The 15,742-nt window shown below is 68.3% G+C and carries 13 protein-coding genes; 5 read left to right on the forward strand and 8 right to left on the reverse strand.

Translation table 11 applies throughout. The features are described 5' to 3' along the window. Positions 1-8 precede the first annotated feature (8 nt). On the forward strand, positions 9-1,526 hold the full coding sequence (locus M8R19_RS08715; RefSeq protein ID WP_074978883.1) for a tripartite tricarboxylate transporter permease: 1,518 nt from the start codon (positions 9-11) through the stop codon (positions 1,524-1,526). A 206-nt stretch (positions 1,527-1,732) separates the two neighbouring features. Here M8R19_RS08715 and recJ read toward each other — a convergent pair whose 3' ends face one another. From recJ to M8R19_RS08730, 3 genes are all read right to left on the reverse strand, one after another. After that, positions 1,733-3,448, reverse strand: a complete 1,716-nt coding sequence (gene recJ, locus M8R19_RS08720; protein ID WP_074978885.1) for a single-stranded-DNA-specific exonuclease RecJ — start codon at positions 3,446-3,448, stop codon at positions 1,733-1,735. 158 nt (positions 3,449-3,606) lie between these two features. After that, on the reverse strand, positions 3,607-4,146 hold the full coding sequence (locus M8R19_RS08725) for a YaeQ family protein (protein WP_249917585.1): 540 nt from the start codon (positions 4,144-4,146) through the stop codon (positions 3,607-3,609). 69 nt (positions 4,147-4,215) lie between these two features. Further along, positions 4,216-5,388 carry a GGDEF domain-containing protein gene (locus tag M8R19_RS08730; protein WP_249917586.1) on the reverse strand — a complete coding sequence of 391 codons (1,173 nt, stop codon included), beginning with the start codon at positions 5,386-5,388 and terminating at the stop codon, positions 4,216-4,218. A gap of 258 nt (positions 5,389-5,646) precedes the next feature. Here M8R19_RS08730 and M8R19_RS08735 point away from each other — a divergent pair, with 258 nt between their 5' ends. After that, on the forward strand, positions 5,647-6,846 hold the full coding sequence (locus M8R19_RS08735; protein ID WP_249917587.1) for a CaiB/BaiF CoA transferase family protein: 1,200 nt from the start codon (positions 5,647-5,649) through the stop codon (positions 6,844-6,846). A gap of 290 nt (positions 6,847-7,136) precedes the next feature. Next, positions 7,137-7,460: a hypothetical protein gene (locus M8R19_RS08740; RefSeq protein ID WP_116422936.1), complete on the forward strand. Its 324-nt coding sequence runs from the start codon at positions 7,137-7,139 to the stop codon at positions 7,458-7,460. A gap of 60 nt (positions 7,461-7,520) precedes the next feature. Here M8R19_RS08740 and M8R19_RS08745 read toward each other — a convergent pair whose 3' ends face one another. The 5 genes from M8R19_RS08745 to xerD all read right to left on the reverse strand — a co-directional run bounded on the left by M8R19_RS08745 (position 7,521) and on the right by xerD (position 12,997). Further along, the gene (locus M8R19_RS08745; RefSeq protein ID WP_074978892.1) at positions 7,521-7,805 is read right to left on the reverse strand and encodes a DUF3509 domain-containing protein; all 285 of its coding nucleotides are present in this window, start codon (positions 7,803-7,805) and stop codon (positions 7,521-7,523) included. A gap of 131 nt (positions 7,806-7,936) precedes the next feature. Then, complete coding sequence (gene thrC, locus M8R19_RS08750; RefSeq protein WP_116422935.1) at positions 7,937-9,346, reverse strand: threonine synthase; 1,410 nt, start codon at positions 9,344-9,346, stop codon at positions 7,937-7,939. 89 nt (positions 9,347-9,435) lie between these two features. Further along, entirely contained in the window at positions 9,436-10,740 is a 1,305-nt protein-coding gene (locus M8R19_RS08755; RefSeq protein ID WP_249917588.1) for a homoserine dehydrogenase, read from the reverse strand. 172 nt (positions 10,741-10,912) lie between these two features. Then, positions 10,913-11,641, reverse strand: coding sequence for a DsbC family protein (locus M8R19_RS08760; RefSeq protein ID WP_009616374.1), 729 nt, complete (start codon positions 11,639-11,641; stop codon positions 10,913-10,915). Positions 11,642-12,100: 459 nt separating this feature from the next. Next, the gene (xerD, locus tag M8R19_RS08765) at positions 12,101-12,997 is read right to left on the reverse strand and encodes a site-specific tyrosine recombinase XerD (RefSeq protein WP_249917589.1); all 897 of its coding nucleotides are present in this window, start codon (positions 12,995-12,997) and stop codon (positions 12,101-12,103) included. Positions 12,998-13,092: 95 nt separating this feature from the next. Between xerD and M8R19_RS08770 the strand changes: the two genes are divergently transcribed. Both M8R19_RS08770 and M8R19_RS08775 read left to right on the forward strand, forming a co-directional pair. After that, positions 13,093-14,925 carry a cation:proton antiporter gene (locus tag M8R19_RS08770; protein WP_074978900.1) on the forward strand — a complete coding sequence of 611 codons (1,833 nt, stop codon included), beginning with the start codon at positions 13,093-13,095 and terminating at the stop codon, positions 14,923-14,925. Positions 14,926-15,041: 116 nt separating this feature from the next. Beyond that, the gene (locus tag M8R19_RS08775) at positions 15,042-15,719 is read left to right on the forward strand and encodes a cyclic di-GMP-binding domain-containing protein, MshE-related (RefSeq protein WP_074978902.1); all 678 of its coding nucleotides are present in this window, start codon (positions 15,042-15,044) and stop codon (positions 15,717-15,719) included. Positions 15,720-15,742: the final 23 nt, after the last annotated feature.

A 15,742-nucleotide genomic window follows, 5' to 3' on the forward strand; every position in this document is an offset into this window, starting at 1 on the left:
ACACCGTCATGGATACCCTGAGCTATCTCGGGCAGGGCTTCGGCGTCGCCCTGAGCCCCTACAACCTCGTCACCGCGCTGATCGGTACGCTGATCGGCACCGTGGTCGGCCTGCTCCCGGGCCTGGGCCCGATCAACGGCGTGGCCCTGCTGATCCCGGTGGCCTTCGCCCTCGGCCTGCCGCCGGAGTCGGCGCTGATCCTGCTGGCCGCGGTGTACCTGGGCTGCGAATACGGCGGGCGGATTTCCTCGATCCTGCTGAACATCCCCGGCGAGGCCTCCACCGTGATGACCACCCTCGACGGCTACCCCATGGCGCGCAACGGCCTGGCCGGCGTGGCCCTGTCGCTGTCGGCCTGGAGCTCGTTCATCGGCGCCTTCATCGCCACCTGCGGCATGGTGCTGTTCGCCCCGCTGCTGGCGAAATGGGCGATCGCCTTCGGCCCGGCGGAATACTTCGTGCTGATGGTCTTCGCCATAGTCGCGCTCGGCGGCCTGGCCGGCGACCGGCCGCTGAAGACGCTGCTGGCGGCGCTGCTCGGGCTGTTCCTGTCCAGCGTGGGCATCGACGCCAACAGCGGCGTGTACCGCTTCACCTTCGAGAGCATCCACGTGGCCGACGGCATCCAGTTCGTGGTGCTGGTGCTGGGCCTGTTCTCGGTCAGCGAGATCCTCCTGCTGCTGGAGAAGACCCACCACGGGCACAAGGCCGTGGAAGCCAGCGGGCGCATGCTGTTCAACCTCAAGGAGGCGGCCTCGGTGTTCGTCGTCAACCTGCGCTGCGGCCTGCTCGGCTTCATCATGGGCGTGCTGCCCGGCGCCGGCGCCACCCTGGCCAGCGCCGTGGCCTACATGACCGAGAAGCGCTACGCCGGCACCAGCGGCAAGTTCGGCCAGGGCGACATGCGCGGCCTGGCCGCCCCGGAAACCGCCATCGGCGCTTCCGCCTGCGGCGCCCTGGTGCCCATGCTGACCCTCGGCGTACCCGGCTCGGGCACCACCGCGGTGATGATCGGCGCGCTCAGCCTGTACAACATCACCCCCGGCCCGCTGCTGTTCCAGGAGCAGCCGACCATCGTCTGGGGCCTGATCGCCTCGCTGTTCATCGCCAACCTGATGCTGATCATCCTCAACGTGCCGATGGTACGGGTGTTCACCCGCATCCTCTCGGTGCCGAACTGGGCGCTGGTGCCGGGCATCGCGATCATCACCGCGATCGGTGTGTACGCCGTGCATGCCACCACCTTCGACCTGTTCCTGATGGTCGGCATCGGCATCCTCGGCTACATCCTGCGCAAGCTCGACTTCCCGCTCTCGCCGCTGCTGCTGGGCTTCATCCTCGGCGGGCTGATGGAACAGAACCTGCGCCGCGCGCTGTCGATCTCCAACGGCGAGCTGGGCATCCTCTGGTCCAGCCCCATCGCCATCGGCACCTGGACCCTGGTCGCGCTCATGCTCGTGCTGCCGCTGTACCGCGCCTGGCGCCGCCGCCTGGCCCGGCGCAACGCGGAGCTGGCCGGCGCCTGAGCCCGGAAGACCAACCACGCTCGCCGCGTTCTCTCCTGCGGCGATTTCAGACCCGCCTTGCGCGGGTCTCTTTTTGCCTGGGGTGGGCGCTGGTAAAACCCTGCGATGGGTATCGCTTCGCTCAACCCATCCTACGAGGGACTGCAGGTGCGCCAGGGCGCTTTCGCAGGATGGGTTGAGCTTGCGATACCCATCGGCCGGCGAGCTCAGCGCGGCGCCAGGTGCACCACCATCAACTGCACGCTCTCGTTGCCGCGGTATTCGTTGACGTCCAGCTTGTAGGCCACTTCCGCCCAGCGCACCGTCGGGTTCGGCCAGACCTCGCGGTCGACGTTGAAGGCGATGCCGTCCAGCTGCAGCGAGCCGCACTCGGTCTTGAGCACCAGCTTCAGGTGGCGCTCGCCGACGATGCGCTGCTGGACGATCTGGAACACCCCGTGGAACAGCGGCTCGGGGAAGTGCTGGCCCCAGGGGCCGGCCTGGCGCAGGGCGCGGGCCAGCTCCAGGTGGAACTCGGTCAGGCTCAACTGGCCGTCGGAGAGGATGCGCCCGGTGAGGTCGTCCTCGCTGAGCTGGCGGCGCACCTCGGCGTCGAAGGCCGCGGCGAAGGCGCCGAAGTGCCCTTGCGCCAGCGACAGCCCGGCGGCCATGGCATGCCCGCCGAACTTGCTGATCAGCCCCGGGTGGCGCGCGGCCACGGCGTCCAGCGCATCGCGGATGTGCAGGCCCGGCACCGAGCGCGCCGAACCCTTGAGGCTGCCGTCGCCGGCGTCGGCGAAGGCGATGGTCGGGCGGTGGTAGCGCTCCTTCAGGCGCGAGGCGAGGATGCCGATCACACCCTGGTGCCAGTCCGGGTCGAACAGGCACAGGCCGAAGGGCATTTCCTCCACCGGCAGCTCCTTGAGCTGGGCCAGGGCCTCGCGCTGCATGCCCTGCTCGATGGCCTTGCGGTCCTGGTTGAGCTGGTCGAGCTGCACCGCCATGTCGCGGGCCAGGGCCTCGTCCTCGCAGAGCAGGCATTCGATGCCCAGGGACATGTCGTCCAGGCGCCCGGCGGCGTTCAGCCGCGGGCCGAGGATGAAGCCCAGGTCGGTGGAAGTGATGCGCCGGGCGTCACGCCCGGCCACTTCCAGCAGCGCGCGCAGGCCCGGGCGGGCGCGGCCGGCGCGGATGCGCGCCAGGCCCTGGTGCACCAGGATGCGGTTGTTGGCGTCCAACGGCACCACGTCGGCGACGCTGCCCAGGGCCACCAGGTCGAGCAGTTCGGCCAGGTTCGGCTCCGGCGTGCCGCTGCGGGCGAACCAGTCCAGCTCGCGCAGGCGCGCGCGCAGGGCGAGCATCACGTAGAAGATCACGCCGACCCCGGCCATGGCCTTGCTGGGGAATTCGCAGCCCGGCTGGTTGGGGTTGACGATGGCGTCCGCCGCCGGCAGTTCCGGGCCCGGCAAGTGGTGGTCGGTGACCAGCACGCGCAGCCCGGCGGCCTTGGCCGCGGCCACGCCGTCGATGCTGGAGATGCCGTTGTCCACGGTGACCAGCAGCTCCGGGCGTTTCTCCAGGGCGACCGCGACTATCTCAGGGGTCAGCCCGTAGCCGTATTCGAAGCGGTTCGGCACCAGGTAGTCGACCCAGGCCGCGCCGAGCAGGCGCAGGGCCAGCACGCCGACGCTGCTGGCGGTGGCGCCGTCGGCGTCGAAGTCGCCGACGTAGAGGATGCGCTGGCGCTTCTCCAGGGCGTCGACCAGCAGTTCGACGGCGGCGTCGATGCCCTTGAGCTGGCGGTACGGGATCAACCGCGCCAGGCCCTTGTCCAGCTCCTCGGCGGACTTCACGCCACGGGCGGCGTACAGGCGGGTCAGCAGTGGCGGCAGGTCGCCGAGGTCGGGCAGGGTTTCCGGCAACGGGCGGGGGTCGATGCGCATCAGAGCTTTCCAATCCTTCCATTTCAGCCTGACCTTGCGCCTTGCGAGCTAGAGCACGGCTAGGCGAAAACAGGCACGGGCGCGGAGTTTACCGAGTGTAAATGAGCAAGCCCGGGCCTGTTTTCAACGCAGCCGGGCCGACGCGCAGCTAGCGCAACTCAGCGTTCGCCCATCAGCCATTCGAGTTGCAGTTCATGCTGGCCGTTCTCATCGGTGACGAAGATCGTCCCCTCGCTGATCATCACCGTCCAGTTGATCGAGCGCGGCAGGTCGCGGGCCAGTTCCTCCAGGGGTTCCTGGGGCACGGCGGCGACATTCAGGTTCTTTAGGTGGCGCACGCCGTCGAGGACCTTGGTGGTCCACACCCGCAGGTTGCCGTAGGCCAGCAGCGACAGGCGCTCGCAGCGGCGCGAGCACCACACCAGGCGCTCGCTGTCCGGCTGGCCGACCTCGATCCAGTGCAGGATGCGGTCGTCCAGGCTCTTCTCCCACAGCGACGGTTCCTCGACGTCCGACAGGCCGCGACCGAAGGCCAGTTGCTCGTTGTACCAGAGCACGAAGGCGATCAGGCGGACCGCCAGGCGCTCCTCGGTTTCCGAGGGGTGGCGGGCGACGGTGAAGCGCAGCGTCTCGTAGACGCCGCGGTCCAGGTCGGTGAGGCTGATGTCGGCCTTGTAGGGGGTGGCGGAGAGGGCCATGGTCTATCCCAGCGATGCGAAGGCGGCAAGTCTACCCCGATTGCGCCGGCCCTGCCGCCTCCGTCGCGCTCAGCGGTGACCGCGGCCCTCGCGGCCGGAGCCCGGCGCCGACAGCTCGATGCGGTTGCGGCCCTTGGCCTTGGCCAGGTACAGCGCCTGGTCGGCCAGCGACAGCAGGCGCGCCAGCTCGTAGCCGCCCTCCTCGCTGGTGGCCACGCCGATGCTGACGCTGAGCAGGCCATCCGCGACGAACGGCACCTCGGCGAACTCCCGGCGGATGCGTTCGGCCACCTGGCAGGCGGCTTCGGTGCCGGCGCCGATCAGCAGGCAGGCGAACTCTTCGCCGCCGATGCGCCCGAACACGTCCTGGCGGCGCATGCGCGAGGCGGTGATGCGGCTGAACTCCTGCAGGGCGCGGTCGCCCACCGGGTGGCCGTAGGCGTCGTTGAGGCGCTTGAAGTTGTCCAGGTCGCAGACCAGCAGCGCCACCGGCTCGCCGCGTTCGGCGCACAGGCGCAGCAGGCGCTCGCCGGAATCCATGAAGGCGCGGCGGTTGCCGATGCCGGTCAGGGGGTCGCTCAGGGCCGCCGAGCGGAACTTCAGCTCGGCGCGGTCCTTGACCATGGTCAGGGTGGTGAAGGCCAGGCCGACGGCGACCATCATGGTCTCGAACACCAGCAGGGTGAACAGGGTGGTGTAGGTGCCGGCGGGCACGACCGGCGCCTCGCCGCGGTCGACGAAGATGCGCAGGGTGTAGAAGCCGGCGTGGAACAGCAGCAGGGCCAGGGTCGGGCGCAACGGCACTTCCAGGCGCTGGCGGCTGCGCCACAGCTCGGCGGCGGCGAGCAGGCAGTAGACCACGGTCAGCGCCGAATGGACCTGGATGCGCAAGACCATCGACTGCAGGAAGGCCGGCCACAGGCACAGCAGCAGCCAGAGCACGGCGCCCGCGGCCACGCCGGGCCAGTAGGGCGCGCGCCCGGCGAACACCCGCATGCTGGTCCACAGCAGCGCGCAGGAAAGCGCCACCACCATGTTGCCGGCGACGATGGCCAGCAGCTCCAGGCCGAAGCTGCGCAGGGCGATGAGGAAGGTGGACAGCGCCCCGAGCAGGAGCATGGCGGCCATGTAGCCGAGGGTCGGCTCGCGGCGCCCGCCGTACCAGGCGAAGAACATCAGCACGCCGACCAGGGCGAGGATGTACAGGTCCACCAGCAGCAGGGTGGGCAGGCTCAGCGACATGCGCCCTCCTTCGGCATCCCGTGCGCAGGCGACCTGGAGTCGACGGAAGGAGAAAGATCAACGGCGCCCATGAACGGATACCCGGCCGGCCTGAAAAGGGTGTGGGAATGTTCCCTACTCTACGCGTCCGGCGTCGATCGCGGAACGCCTTCACAACCGATCGGTCAGCTTTGCCCGCGCCGCCGCCCCGGCCATGGCTTGCGGCGGGCCGGCGACGGCCCTAGAGTCGCCCCACTGCCCGACTGACGGAAACCCTCGATGAACGCCACCGCCAAACCCCTCGCCGGCCTCAAGGTCGTGGAACTCGGCACCCTGATCGCCGGCCCCTTCGCCGCGCGCCTGTGCGCGGAGTTCGGCGCCGACGTGACCAAGATCGAGTCGCCCGACGGCGGCGACCCGCTGCGCAAGTGGCGCAAGCTCTACGAGGGCACCTCGCTGTGGTGGTTCGTGCAGGCGCGCAACAAGCGCTCGCTGACGCTCAACCTCAAGCAGGAAGCCGGCCGCGAGGTGCTGAAGAAGCTGCTGGCCGAGGCCGACATCCTCATCGAGAACTTCCGCCCCGGCGTGCTGGAGAAGCTCGGCCTGGGCTGGGACGTGCTCCACGCGCTGAACCCCAGGCTGGTGATGGTGCGCCTGTCCGGCTTCGGCCAGAGCGGCCCCTACAAGGACCAGCCGGGCTTCGGCGCGGTGGGCGAATCCATGGGCGGGCTGCGCTACATCACCGGCTTCGAGGACCGCCCGCCGGTGCGCACCGGCATCTCCATCGGCGACTCCATCGCCGCCCTGTGGGGCGTCATCGGCGCGCTCATGGCCCTGCGCCATCGCGAAGTCAACGGCGGCCAGGGCCAGGTGGTGGACGTAGCGCTGTACGAGGCGGTGTTCGCCATGATGGAGTCGATGGTCCCGGAGTTCGACGTGTTCGGCTTCATCCGCGAGCGCAGCGGCAACATCATGCCCGGCATCACCCCGTCCTCGGTGCACACTACGGCCGACGGCAAGCACGTGCAGATCGCCGCCAACGGCGACGCCATCTTCCGCCGCTTCATGCTCGCCATCGGCCGCCAGGACCTGGCCGACGACCCGCAGCTGGCCGGCAACGACGGCCGCGATGCGCGGCGCGACGAGCTGTACGGGGTGATCGACCGCTGGGCCCGCTCGCTGCCGCAGGAAGAGGTGCTGAAGGTGCTGAACGAGGCCGAGGTGCCGGCCAGCCGCATCTATTCCGCCGAGGACATGTTCGCCGATCCGCAGTTCCTCGCCCGCGAGATGTTCCTCTCGGCGAAGCTGCCGGACGGCAAGGCCTTCAAGATGCCCGGCATAGTGCCCAAGCTCTCGGAAACCCCCGGCTCGGCCGAATGGATAGGCCCGAAGCTGGGCGAGCACAACGACGCGATCCTGGCGGAGTTAGGCTACGACGCCGGACAGATCGCCGCGCTACGGCGGGATGGGGCGGTCTGATAGCGGTGAGCACACTGCTCTTGTAGGAGCGAGCTTGCTCGCGAACTGGAGTCACCGGTGACTTCGACGCCATGGCTTGGCTCCGCCCCTCTCCCCAACCCTCTCCCCTCAGGGAGAGGGTTGGGGAGAGGGGCTCTTAACCCCTAACACCTACGTCCCCGGCAACCCCCATTCGCGAGCAAGCTCGCTCCTACGAAAAGAACGGAATCACCCGGCTGATCCACGCGGGAAAATCCACTACCTGATCCTTTCGGCGCCTATTCCGGGCGCCCCGCAGAGGAGAAGGCTCCATGGAGATGAACCAGCACTGCCTGGACACGCTGCGCAAGCTGGCCCAGGGCATCGACCCGCGTAGCGGCCTGCCGCTTCCCGAGGAGGATGCCTGCCAGGCGCCGGAGGTGATCCGCGCACTGTTCCAGGCCATCCAGGCCCTCGAAGCCCAGAGCAAGGTACGCCCGCCGCCGGAGCAGGCCGGCAAGCCCTGGAGCGAGGAAGAGGAACAGGCCCTGCTGCAGCGCTTCGACGAGGGCGAACCCATCACCGCCATCGCCCGCGCCCATGGCCGCACCACCGGGGCCATCCGCGCCCGCCTGGTGCAGTGCGGGCGCCTGTAGAAACACGAATGCCGCCGTCCCGGGCCGGGGCGGCGGCATTCGCGATGGAACCGGCGGGGCTCAGGTGTCGTAGCTGAGCACCTGGGCGGCGCGCTGGCGCAGAGCGTGGATCACGTCATTGCAGATGCGCCCCTCCTGCACCGCCAGGTCGCGGCTGATGGCCTCCAGCGCCTCCTGGCTGCTGCGCTCGTCGGCCAGCTGTTCGCCACTGAGGACGCGACGCAGGACGACCTCGCCTTCGGAAGTGCTCAGGCTCAGCACCCGGCCACCGTCCGGACGCGCGGGGCCGAGATCGTGGGCGTACTGGCTGAAGATGGCTGCGAGCAGGGGCTCGAGTCGGTCCATGGGGTTCTCCTGGGATACAACGGATACGTCAGGAAAAGACCTCTATCTGAAGGAAAAAGTTCAATAACCTCAGATATTTGCCCCGAAAACGAAAAAGCCCGCCAAGGTGGCGGGCTCTTCCTGCGGCCGGTTTAGAGCGGCTTGCCGCGGTTGCCGTGGGCGCTGACGAAGGCCTGGACCTTGGCCAGTTCGTTGGGCAGCACGGTGCAGCGTTCCTCGCGCTGGAACAGGTCGGCCAGGTGCGCCGGCAGCGCCGGGGCCGCCTCGATGCCGGCCTTCTCCACCGCTTCCGGGAATTTCACCGGGTGCGCGGTGCCCAGGGTGACCATGGGGATGGCCAGGCTGCGGCGGCATTCGCGGGCGGCGCGCACGCCGATGGCGGTGTGCGGGTCGAGCAGTTCGCCGCACTCGGCGTAGACCTCGGCGATGGTCTGGCAGGTCTGCTCGTCGTCCACCGCCAGGGAGTCGAACAGGCGGCGCGCCTCGGTCCAGCGGTCATCCTCGACGGACAGCTTGCCGGTGGCCTTGAAGCCGTCCATCAGCTCGGCGATGGCCTTGCCGTTGCGGCCGTGCAGGTCGAACAGCAGGCGCTCGAAGTTGGACGAGACCATGATGTCCATGGACGGCGACAGCGACGCGTGCAGGGTGTCCTTGTCGTAGCGGTTGCCGGACATGAAGCGGTGCAGGATGTCGTTGCGGTTGGTCGCCACGATCAGCTGGCTGATCGGCAGGCCCATGTTGCGCGCCAGGTAGCCGGCGAAGATGTCGCCGAAGTTGCCGGTGGGCACCGAGAAGGCCACCGAACGGGCCGGCGCGCCGAGCTGGATGGCGGCATGGAAGTAGTAGACGATCTGGGCCATGATCCGCGCCCAGTTGATCGAGTTGACCGCCACCAGGCGGGTGCCTTTCAGGAAGCCCTGGTCGGCGAAGCTGGCCTTGACCATCTCCTGGCAGTCGTCGAAGTTGCCTTCGATGGCGATGTTGTGGATGTTTTCGCCGAGGATGGTCGTCATCTGCCGGCGCTGTACCTCGGACACGCGGTTGTGCGGGTGCATGATGAAGATGTCGACGTTCTCGCAGGCCTTGCAGCCTTCGATGGCCGCCGAGCCGGTGTCGCCGGAGGTGGCGCCCATGATCACCACGCGCTCGCCGCGCTTGGTCAGCACGTGGTCGAGCAGGCGGCCGAGCAATTGCAGGGCGAAGTCCTTGAAGGCCAGGGTCGGGCCGTGGAACAGCTCCAGCACCCACTCGTTGCCGTTCAGCTGGCGCAGCGGCGCCACGGCGTTGTGGGCGAAGACGCCGTAGGTCTCCTCGAGGATCTTCTTGAAGTCGGCGTCCGAGATGCTGCCGGCGACGAACGGGCGCATCACCCGGAAGGCCAGCTCGTGGTACGGCAGGCCGGCCCAGGAGGCGATTTCCTCGACGGTGAAACGCGGCAGGTTTTCCGGCACGTACAGGCCGCCGTCGCTGGCCAGGCCAGCCAGCAGCACGTCTTCGAAGTTCAGCGCGGGCGCCTGGCCGCGGGTACTGATGTAGCGCATGTTAGAAACCTTTCTTGAAAACCGATAAAAGCGCTGGAGGCTTGAGGCTGGACGTAGAAGCCTTCTCGTCCAGCCTTCAGCCTATAGCCTTACGCGAGCTGCTCTACACGAATGCGTACGACGTTGCCGACCACGTCATCCAGCGCTTCCAGCGCGGCGATGGCTTCGATGATGCGGGACTCGAGCACGCGGTGGGTAACCAGGATCATCGGCACCAGACCGTCATGCTCTTCGACTTCCATCTGCATGATCGATTCGATGTTGATGCCGCGCTCGGAGAGGATGGTCGCCACCTGGGCCAGTACGCCCGGGTGGTCCTTGGCCTGGATGCGCAGGTAGTAGGCGCTTTCGCAGGCTTCGATCGGCAGGATCGGGTGGTCGGAGAGCGCGTCCGGCTGGAAGGCCAGGTGCGGCACGCGGTTCTCCGGGTCGGTGGTGAGCACGCGGACCACGTCGACCAGGTCGGCGACCACCGAGGACGCGGTGGGCTCCATGCCGGCTCCGGCGCCGTAGAACAGCGTGGAACCGGCGGCGTCGCCGTTGACCATGACCGCGTTCATCACGCCGTTCACATTGGCGATCAGGCGGTCGGCCGGGATCAGCGTCGGGTGCACGCGCAGCTCGATGCCGGCGTCGGTGCGGCGGGCCACGCCCAGGTGCTTGATGCGGTAGCCCAGGGCCTCGGCGTAGTTCACGTCGGCGGTGGTCAGCTTGGTGATGCCCTCGGTGTAGGCCTTGTCGAACTGCAGCGGGATGCCGAAGGCGATGGACGCCAGGATGGTCAGCTTGTGCGCGGCGTCGATGCCCTCGACGTCGAAGGTCGGGTCGGCTTCGGCGTAGCCCAGCGCCTGGGCTTCCTTGAGCACGTCGGCGAAGGCGCGGCCTTTCTCGCGCATCTCGGTGAGGATGAAGTTGCCGGTGCCGTTGATGATGCCGGCCAGCCAGTTGATGCGGTTGGCCGCCAGGCCCTCGCGGATCGCCTTGATCACCGGGATGCCGCCGGCCACCGCGGCCTCGAAGGCGACGATCACGCCCTTTTCGCGGGCCTTGGCGAAGATTTCGTTGCCGTGCACGGCGATCAGCGCCTTGTTCGCGGTGACCACGTGCTTGCCGTTCTCGATGGCCTTGAGCACCAGCTCGTGGGCCAGGGTGTAGCCGCCGATCAGCTCGATGACCACGTCGATTTCCGGGTTGTTCGCCACGTCGAAAATGTCGGCAGTGATGGGGGTGCTGCCGGTTTCGCATTTCGGATTGGGGCGACGGGCGGCAATCTGCGCAACCTCGATACCACGCCCGGCACGGCGGGCAATCTCCTCGGCGTTGCGTTTGAGTACATTGAAGGTACCGCCACCGACGGTCCCCAACCCACAGATTCCCACTTTCACCGGTTTCACGCTGAAACTCCCCATCATCGCGGCAAACGGGGTACGTCCCGGCCCGCGGCGCATGCGCGGCGAGAGCGGGGACGTACCGTACGAAGGCCGGGCGAACGCCCGGCCTCATGGTTAAAGGAACCGCACATTACGAAGCGGCTCCCTATTAGTCAAATCAGGCGCAGGGCCCGATTCACTTGGTGTCCAGCACCAGCTTGGCGATTTCGCCGGCGCTCTGGTAACCCGGCAGCATCTGGCCGCTTTCGAGGATGATCGCCGGGGTGCCCTGCACGCCGACCATCTGGCCCAGCTGGAACTGCTTGTCCACCGGGTTGGGGCACTGCGCGGCCTTGATTTCCTTGCCGTGGAACATCTCGGTCATGGCCGCCGCGCGGTCCTTGGAGCACCACACCGCCTGCAGTTGCTGGTCACCCGGGGACTTCGGCCCCTGGCGCGGGAAGGCCAGGTAGCGCACCTCGATGCCGCGCTTGTTCAGCTCCGGCACCTCGGCGTGCAGCTTCTGGCAGTACGGGCAGGTGGTGTCGGTGAACACGGTGATGTGCGCCTTGGCCTTGCCCTGGGCGGGGAACACCACCATGTCGCTGGCCGGCAGCGCATTGATGGTCTTGGCCACGCCGGCCGCCTCGGCGACCTCGGTGATGTTGGTGGCCGCGCCGTCCTTCACCTGGTAGATGTTGCCCTGCACCACGAAGTTGCCGTCGACGCTGGCGTAGAGCACCCGGCCGCCCTTGAGCTGGACCTGGTACAGGCCCTGCACGGGGCTGGCGCTGATGGTTTCGATGGGCAGGTCGGGCTGCAGCGACTGCAGGGTCTTGCGGATGGTCTGGTCGGGCTCGGCGGCCAGGACGAGGGTGCTGGCGAGGCCCAGGGCCGCGGCAGCCAGGAAACGGGACAGACGCATGGAAAACTCCTGTGGATGAACCTCGCAGCCTACCACAGCAGAGCCTGCGGACCGAACCGCGAGCTTGTAGCACGAGGCTTCAGGGCGCGCCGTTGGTCGATCGGCGTCCCTTATCTCGTAGGGCGTATAACCGTTCGCGGTTATACGCCGCTTCACCCATGCCCTCCCCGGCTCCGGCTTCAGAACGAGGACCCTTCCAGCTCGACATCGAGCGGCAGGCAACCAGGGCCAAACGGCGCCTTGTCGCAGGGGCGGATCTCATCCGCGGGACGGCTCCCCGTAGGATGGGTAGAGCGAAGCGATACCCATCAGCACGAGCGCATGGGTTTCGTAAACTCAACCCATCCTACGAAAGGCACCTCGGCGCTGGGCCCTGCCCTGTAGGAGCGAGCTTGCTCGCGAACCGATTCCGCTGCGGGGTTGGTTCGTGAGCAAGCTCGCTCCTACGAAAAGCCCTCTTCAGCCACGAGGGTGGTGCTGCGCGTGCAGCTCCTGCAGGCGCGCGCGCGCGATGTGGGTGTAGATCTGCGTGGTCGACAGGTCGCTGTGGCCCAGCAGCATCTGCACCACGCGCAGGTCGGCGCCATGGTTGAGCAGATGGGTGGCGAAGGCGTGGCGCAGGGTGTGCGGCGACAGCGACTTGCCGATGCCGGCGACCTTGGCGTGGTGCTTGATGCGGTACCAGAAGGTCTGGCGGGTCATCTGCTCGCCGCGCAGGCTGGGGAAGAGCACGTCGCTGGGGCGGCCGCCGAGCAGGTCGTCGCGGGCGTTGCGCAGGTAGCGTTCGAGCCAGACGATGGCTTCCTCGCCCAGCGGCACCAGGCGCTCCTTGCTGCCCTTGCCGAACACCCGCACCACGCCCTGGCGCAGGTTGAGCTGCTCCAGTGTCAGGCCGACCAGCTCGCTGACGCGCAGGCCGCAGGCGTAGAGCACTTCCAGCATGGCGCGGTCACGCAGACCCAGCGGGTCCTCGGTCTCCGGCGCGGCCAGCAACGCCTCGACGTCAGCCTCGGACAGCGACTTGGGCAGCGGCTTGCCCAGTTGCGGCAGCTCCACCTGCAGGGTCGGGTCCTCGGCGATGAGCCCCTCGCGCAGGCAGTAACGGTAGAAACCGCGCACGCCGGAGAGGAAGCGCGCAGTGGAGCGGGCCTTGTAGCCCTGGGCCAGGCGCCAGGCCAGGTGGTCGAGGATCAGCTCGCGGCCGGCGCGCTCCAGGCTCACGTCCTGCTCCCCCAACCAGCCGTTGAACAGCGCCAGGTCGCTGCCGTAGGCCAGGCGGGTGTTGTCGGCAAGGCCCTTTTCCAGCCAGAGGGCGTCGAGGAAGCGGTCGATCAGCGGGTGCGCAACGGGATTCACGGCGGTTTTCGGATTCTAAAGCGGACGGGGCGCAGCTAGTCTTCCACAGGCAGGCCGTCCGCGGCCAGCCATCCCCTCGTCAAGGAATCCTCCGCATGGATGAAACCCGAGTTCTGCTTTCCCTCGGCGGCATCGGCGCCGGCGCCCTGCTCTGCCAGTGGCTGGCCTGGCGCCTGCGCCTGCCGGCGATCCTCTTCCTGCTGCTGTCCGGCATCCTCGCCGGGCCCCTGCTCGGCCTGCTCGACCCGCAGGCGCTGTTCGGCCCCCTGCTGTTCCCCCTGGTCTCGCTGTCGGTGGCGCTGATCCTCTTCGAAGGCAGCCTCACCCTGCACTTCAGCGAGTGGCGCGAGATCGGCAAGGTGGTGCAGCGCATGGTCACCTGGGGCGCGCTGCTGACCTGGGGCGTGATCGCCTTGGCGGTGCACTGGCTGCTGGACTTCAGCTGGGAGATGGCGCTGCTGTTCGGCACCCTCACCCTGGTCACCGGCCCCACGGTGATAGTGCCGATGCTGCGGGTGGTGCGGCCGAAGGCAACCATCGCCAACATCCTGCGCTGGGAGGGCATCGTCATCGACCCCATAGGCGCGCTGCTGGCGGTGGTGGTCTACAGCTTCATCGCCGCCAGCGACACCGGCAGCGGCTGGCGCCACAGTCTTGGCGCCTTCGCCGGGGTGATCGCCTGCGGCAGCGCCTTCGGCATCCTCGGCGGCCTGGCCCTGGGCCAGGTGCTGCGCCGCCAGTGGCTGCCGGACTACCTGCACAACCTGGCCGCGCTGTCGGCGGTGCTGGGCATCTTCATCGGCGCCAACCTCACGGTGCACGAGTCCGGCCTGCTGGCGGTGACGCTGATGGGCATGTGCCTGGCCAACATGAAGGGCGTGGACGTGCGGCAGATCCTGCACTTCAAGGAGAACCTCAGCGTGCTACTGATCTCCGGCCTGTTCATCGTCCTCGCCGCGCGCCTGGACCTGTCCGCCCTGCTCGGCCTGGGCCCGGCGGCGCTGCTGGTGCTGGCGCTGATCCAGTTCGTCGCCCGCCCGCTGAACGTGCTGGTGAGCAGCGCCGGCTCGTCGCTGAACTGGCGCGAACGGGCGCTGCTGGCCTGGATCGCCCCGCGCGGGATAGTCGCGGCGGCGGTCTCGGCGATCTTCGCCATCCGCCTGCAGGAGGCCGGCCACGAGCAGGCCCAGTTGCTGGTGCCGCTGACCTTCCTGGTGATCATCGGCACCGTGGTCCTGCAGAGCGCCACCGCGCGGCCCCTGGCGCGCCTGCTGAAAGTGGCGGAGCCGGCGCCCAGCGGCTTCCTCATCGTCGGCGCCAACCCGGTGGCGCGGGCCATCGGCACGGCGCTGAAGAACGCCGGCAGCCGCGTGCTGCTCACCGACTCCAGCTGGGAGAACATCCGCGCCGCGCGCATGGACAACCTGCCCACCTACTTCGGCAACCCCACCTCGCAGCATGCCGAGGCGCACCTGGACCTAGTCGGCCTCGGCCACCTGCTGGCCCTGTCGCCCTCCGGCGAGCTGAACACCCTGGCCTGCATGCGCTTCCGCCACGAGTTCGGCGCGCGCCTCTTCAGCCTGACCAGCGGCCAGGAGAGCCGGCGCACCGACAAGCACCGCGCCAGCGACCAGCACCGCGGGCACAACCTGAGCCCGCGCGAGCTGAGCTACCCGCAGTTCGCCGGCCTGCTGTCCCGCGGCGCCGAAGTGCGCAGCACCCTGCTCAGCGAGAGCTTCGGCTGGGAGCAGTACCAGGCGCTGTACGGCAACGCCGCCACCCTGCTGTTCGCCCGCGATCCCTCGGGCTGGATGCACGTGGCCAGCAGCACCCGGCCGCTGAACCCCGCGGAGAGCTGGCTGGTGATAGCGCTGATCGAGGAAGGCGCCCACGCGGCCGGCAAGGAGGACGACCGACAGTCGGAATGATCCGGGATCGGCTGGCGAATCGTCCGTCAGCCTATCCTAAGATGGGTGACAGGGCGGGGTGTCGGAAGCAATGATTGCACCACGCCATCATTCTTTCAGTTCCACGGTCCACAACCATGCCCAACACCCAGAATTCCCGCCTCGGCCAGATTCTCGTCAGCAAGGGCCTGATCAGCGCCGCCCAACTGGACCAGGCGATCCAGTTGCAATTGCGCAACGGCCTGCGCCTGGGGGAAACCCTGATCGCCCAGGGCTGGGTCAGCGAACGCCAGGTCAGGCAGGCGCTGAAGAAGCAGAACAACCTGCGCCTAGCCGCCACCCTGGTGGCGGCCCTGCTCGGCCCCTTCCAGCTGGCCAGCGCGGACATCCAGCGCCAACAGGCCCCGGCGATCAGCCAGAGCCACCAGCAGCGCGGGCTGAAGCCGCTGAGCGACAGCGAAATGAGCAGCATCAATGCCCAGGGTTTCGATGAAACCCTGCAGAGCCTGTTCGTCAGCGCCGAGGCCGGCGACGGCGTGGGCACCATGAAGCAGCTGGCGCGCCTGGTGCTGCCGGTGGTGGACAGCCTGCAGGCCGAGACCTCGATGAAGGACGTGGTCTACGACACCGAACACATGGCCTCCAGCCTCAACCCCGACGGCTCGATCAGCCTGCGCCTGCCCAGCTCCATCGGCGAGATGCGCTTCGACAACATCCGCGTCGCCGGCGCCCCGCAGAGCCAGAGCATGGGCAGCCTGAGCCTGCAGGACATCGACCTGTCCCAGGCCTCGCTGCACGTCAGCATGCGGCCCTGAGGCGACCGGGAAGCCCGCTCCTA

Source organism: Pseudomonas sp. R3.Fl, from assembly GCF_023516765.1.
GTDB classification, from domain to species: Bacteria; Pseudomonadota; Gammaproteobacteria; order Pseudomonadales; family Pseudomonadaceae; genus Pseudomonas; species Pseudomonas citronellolis.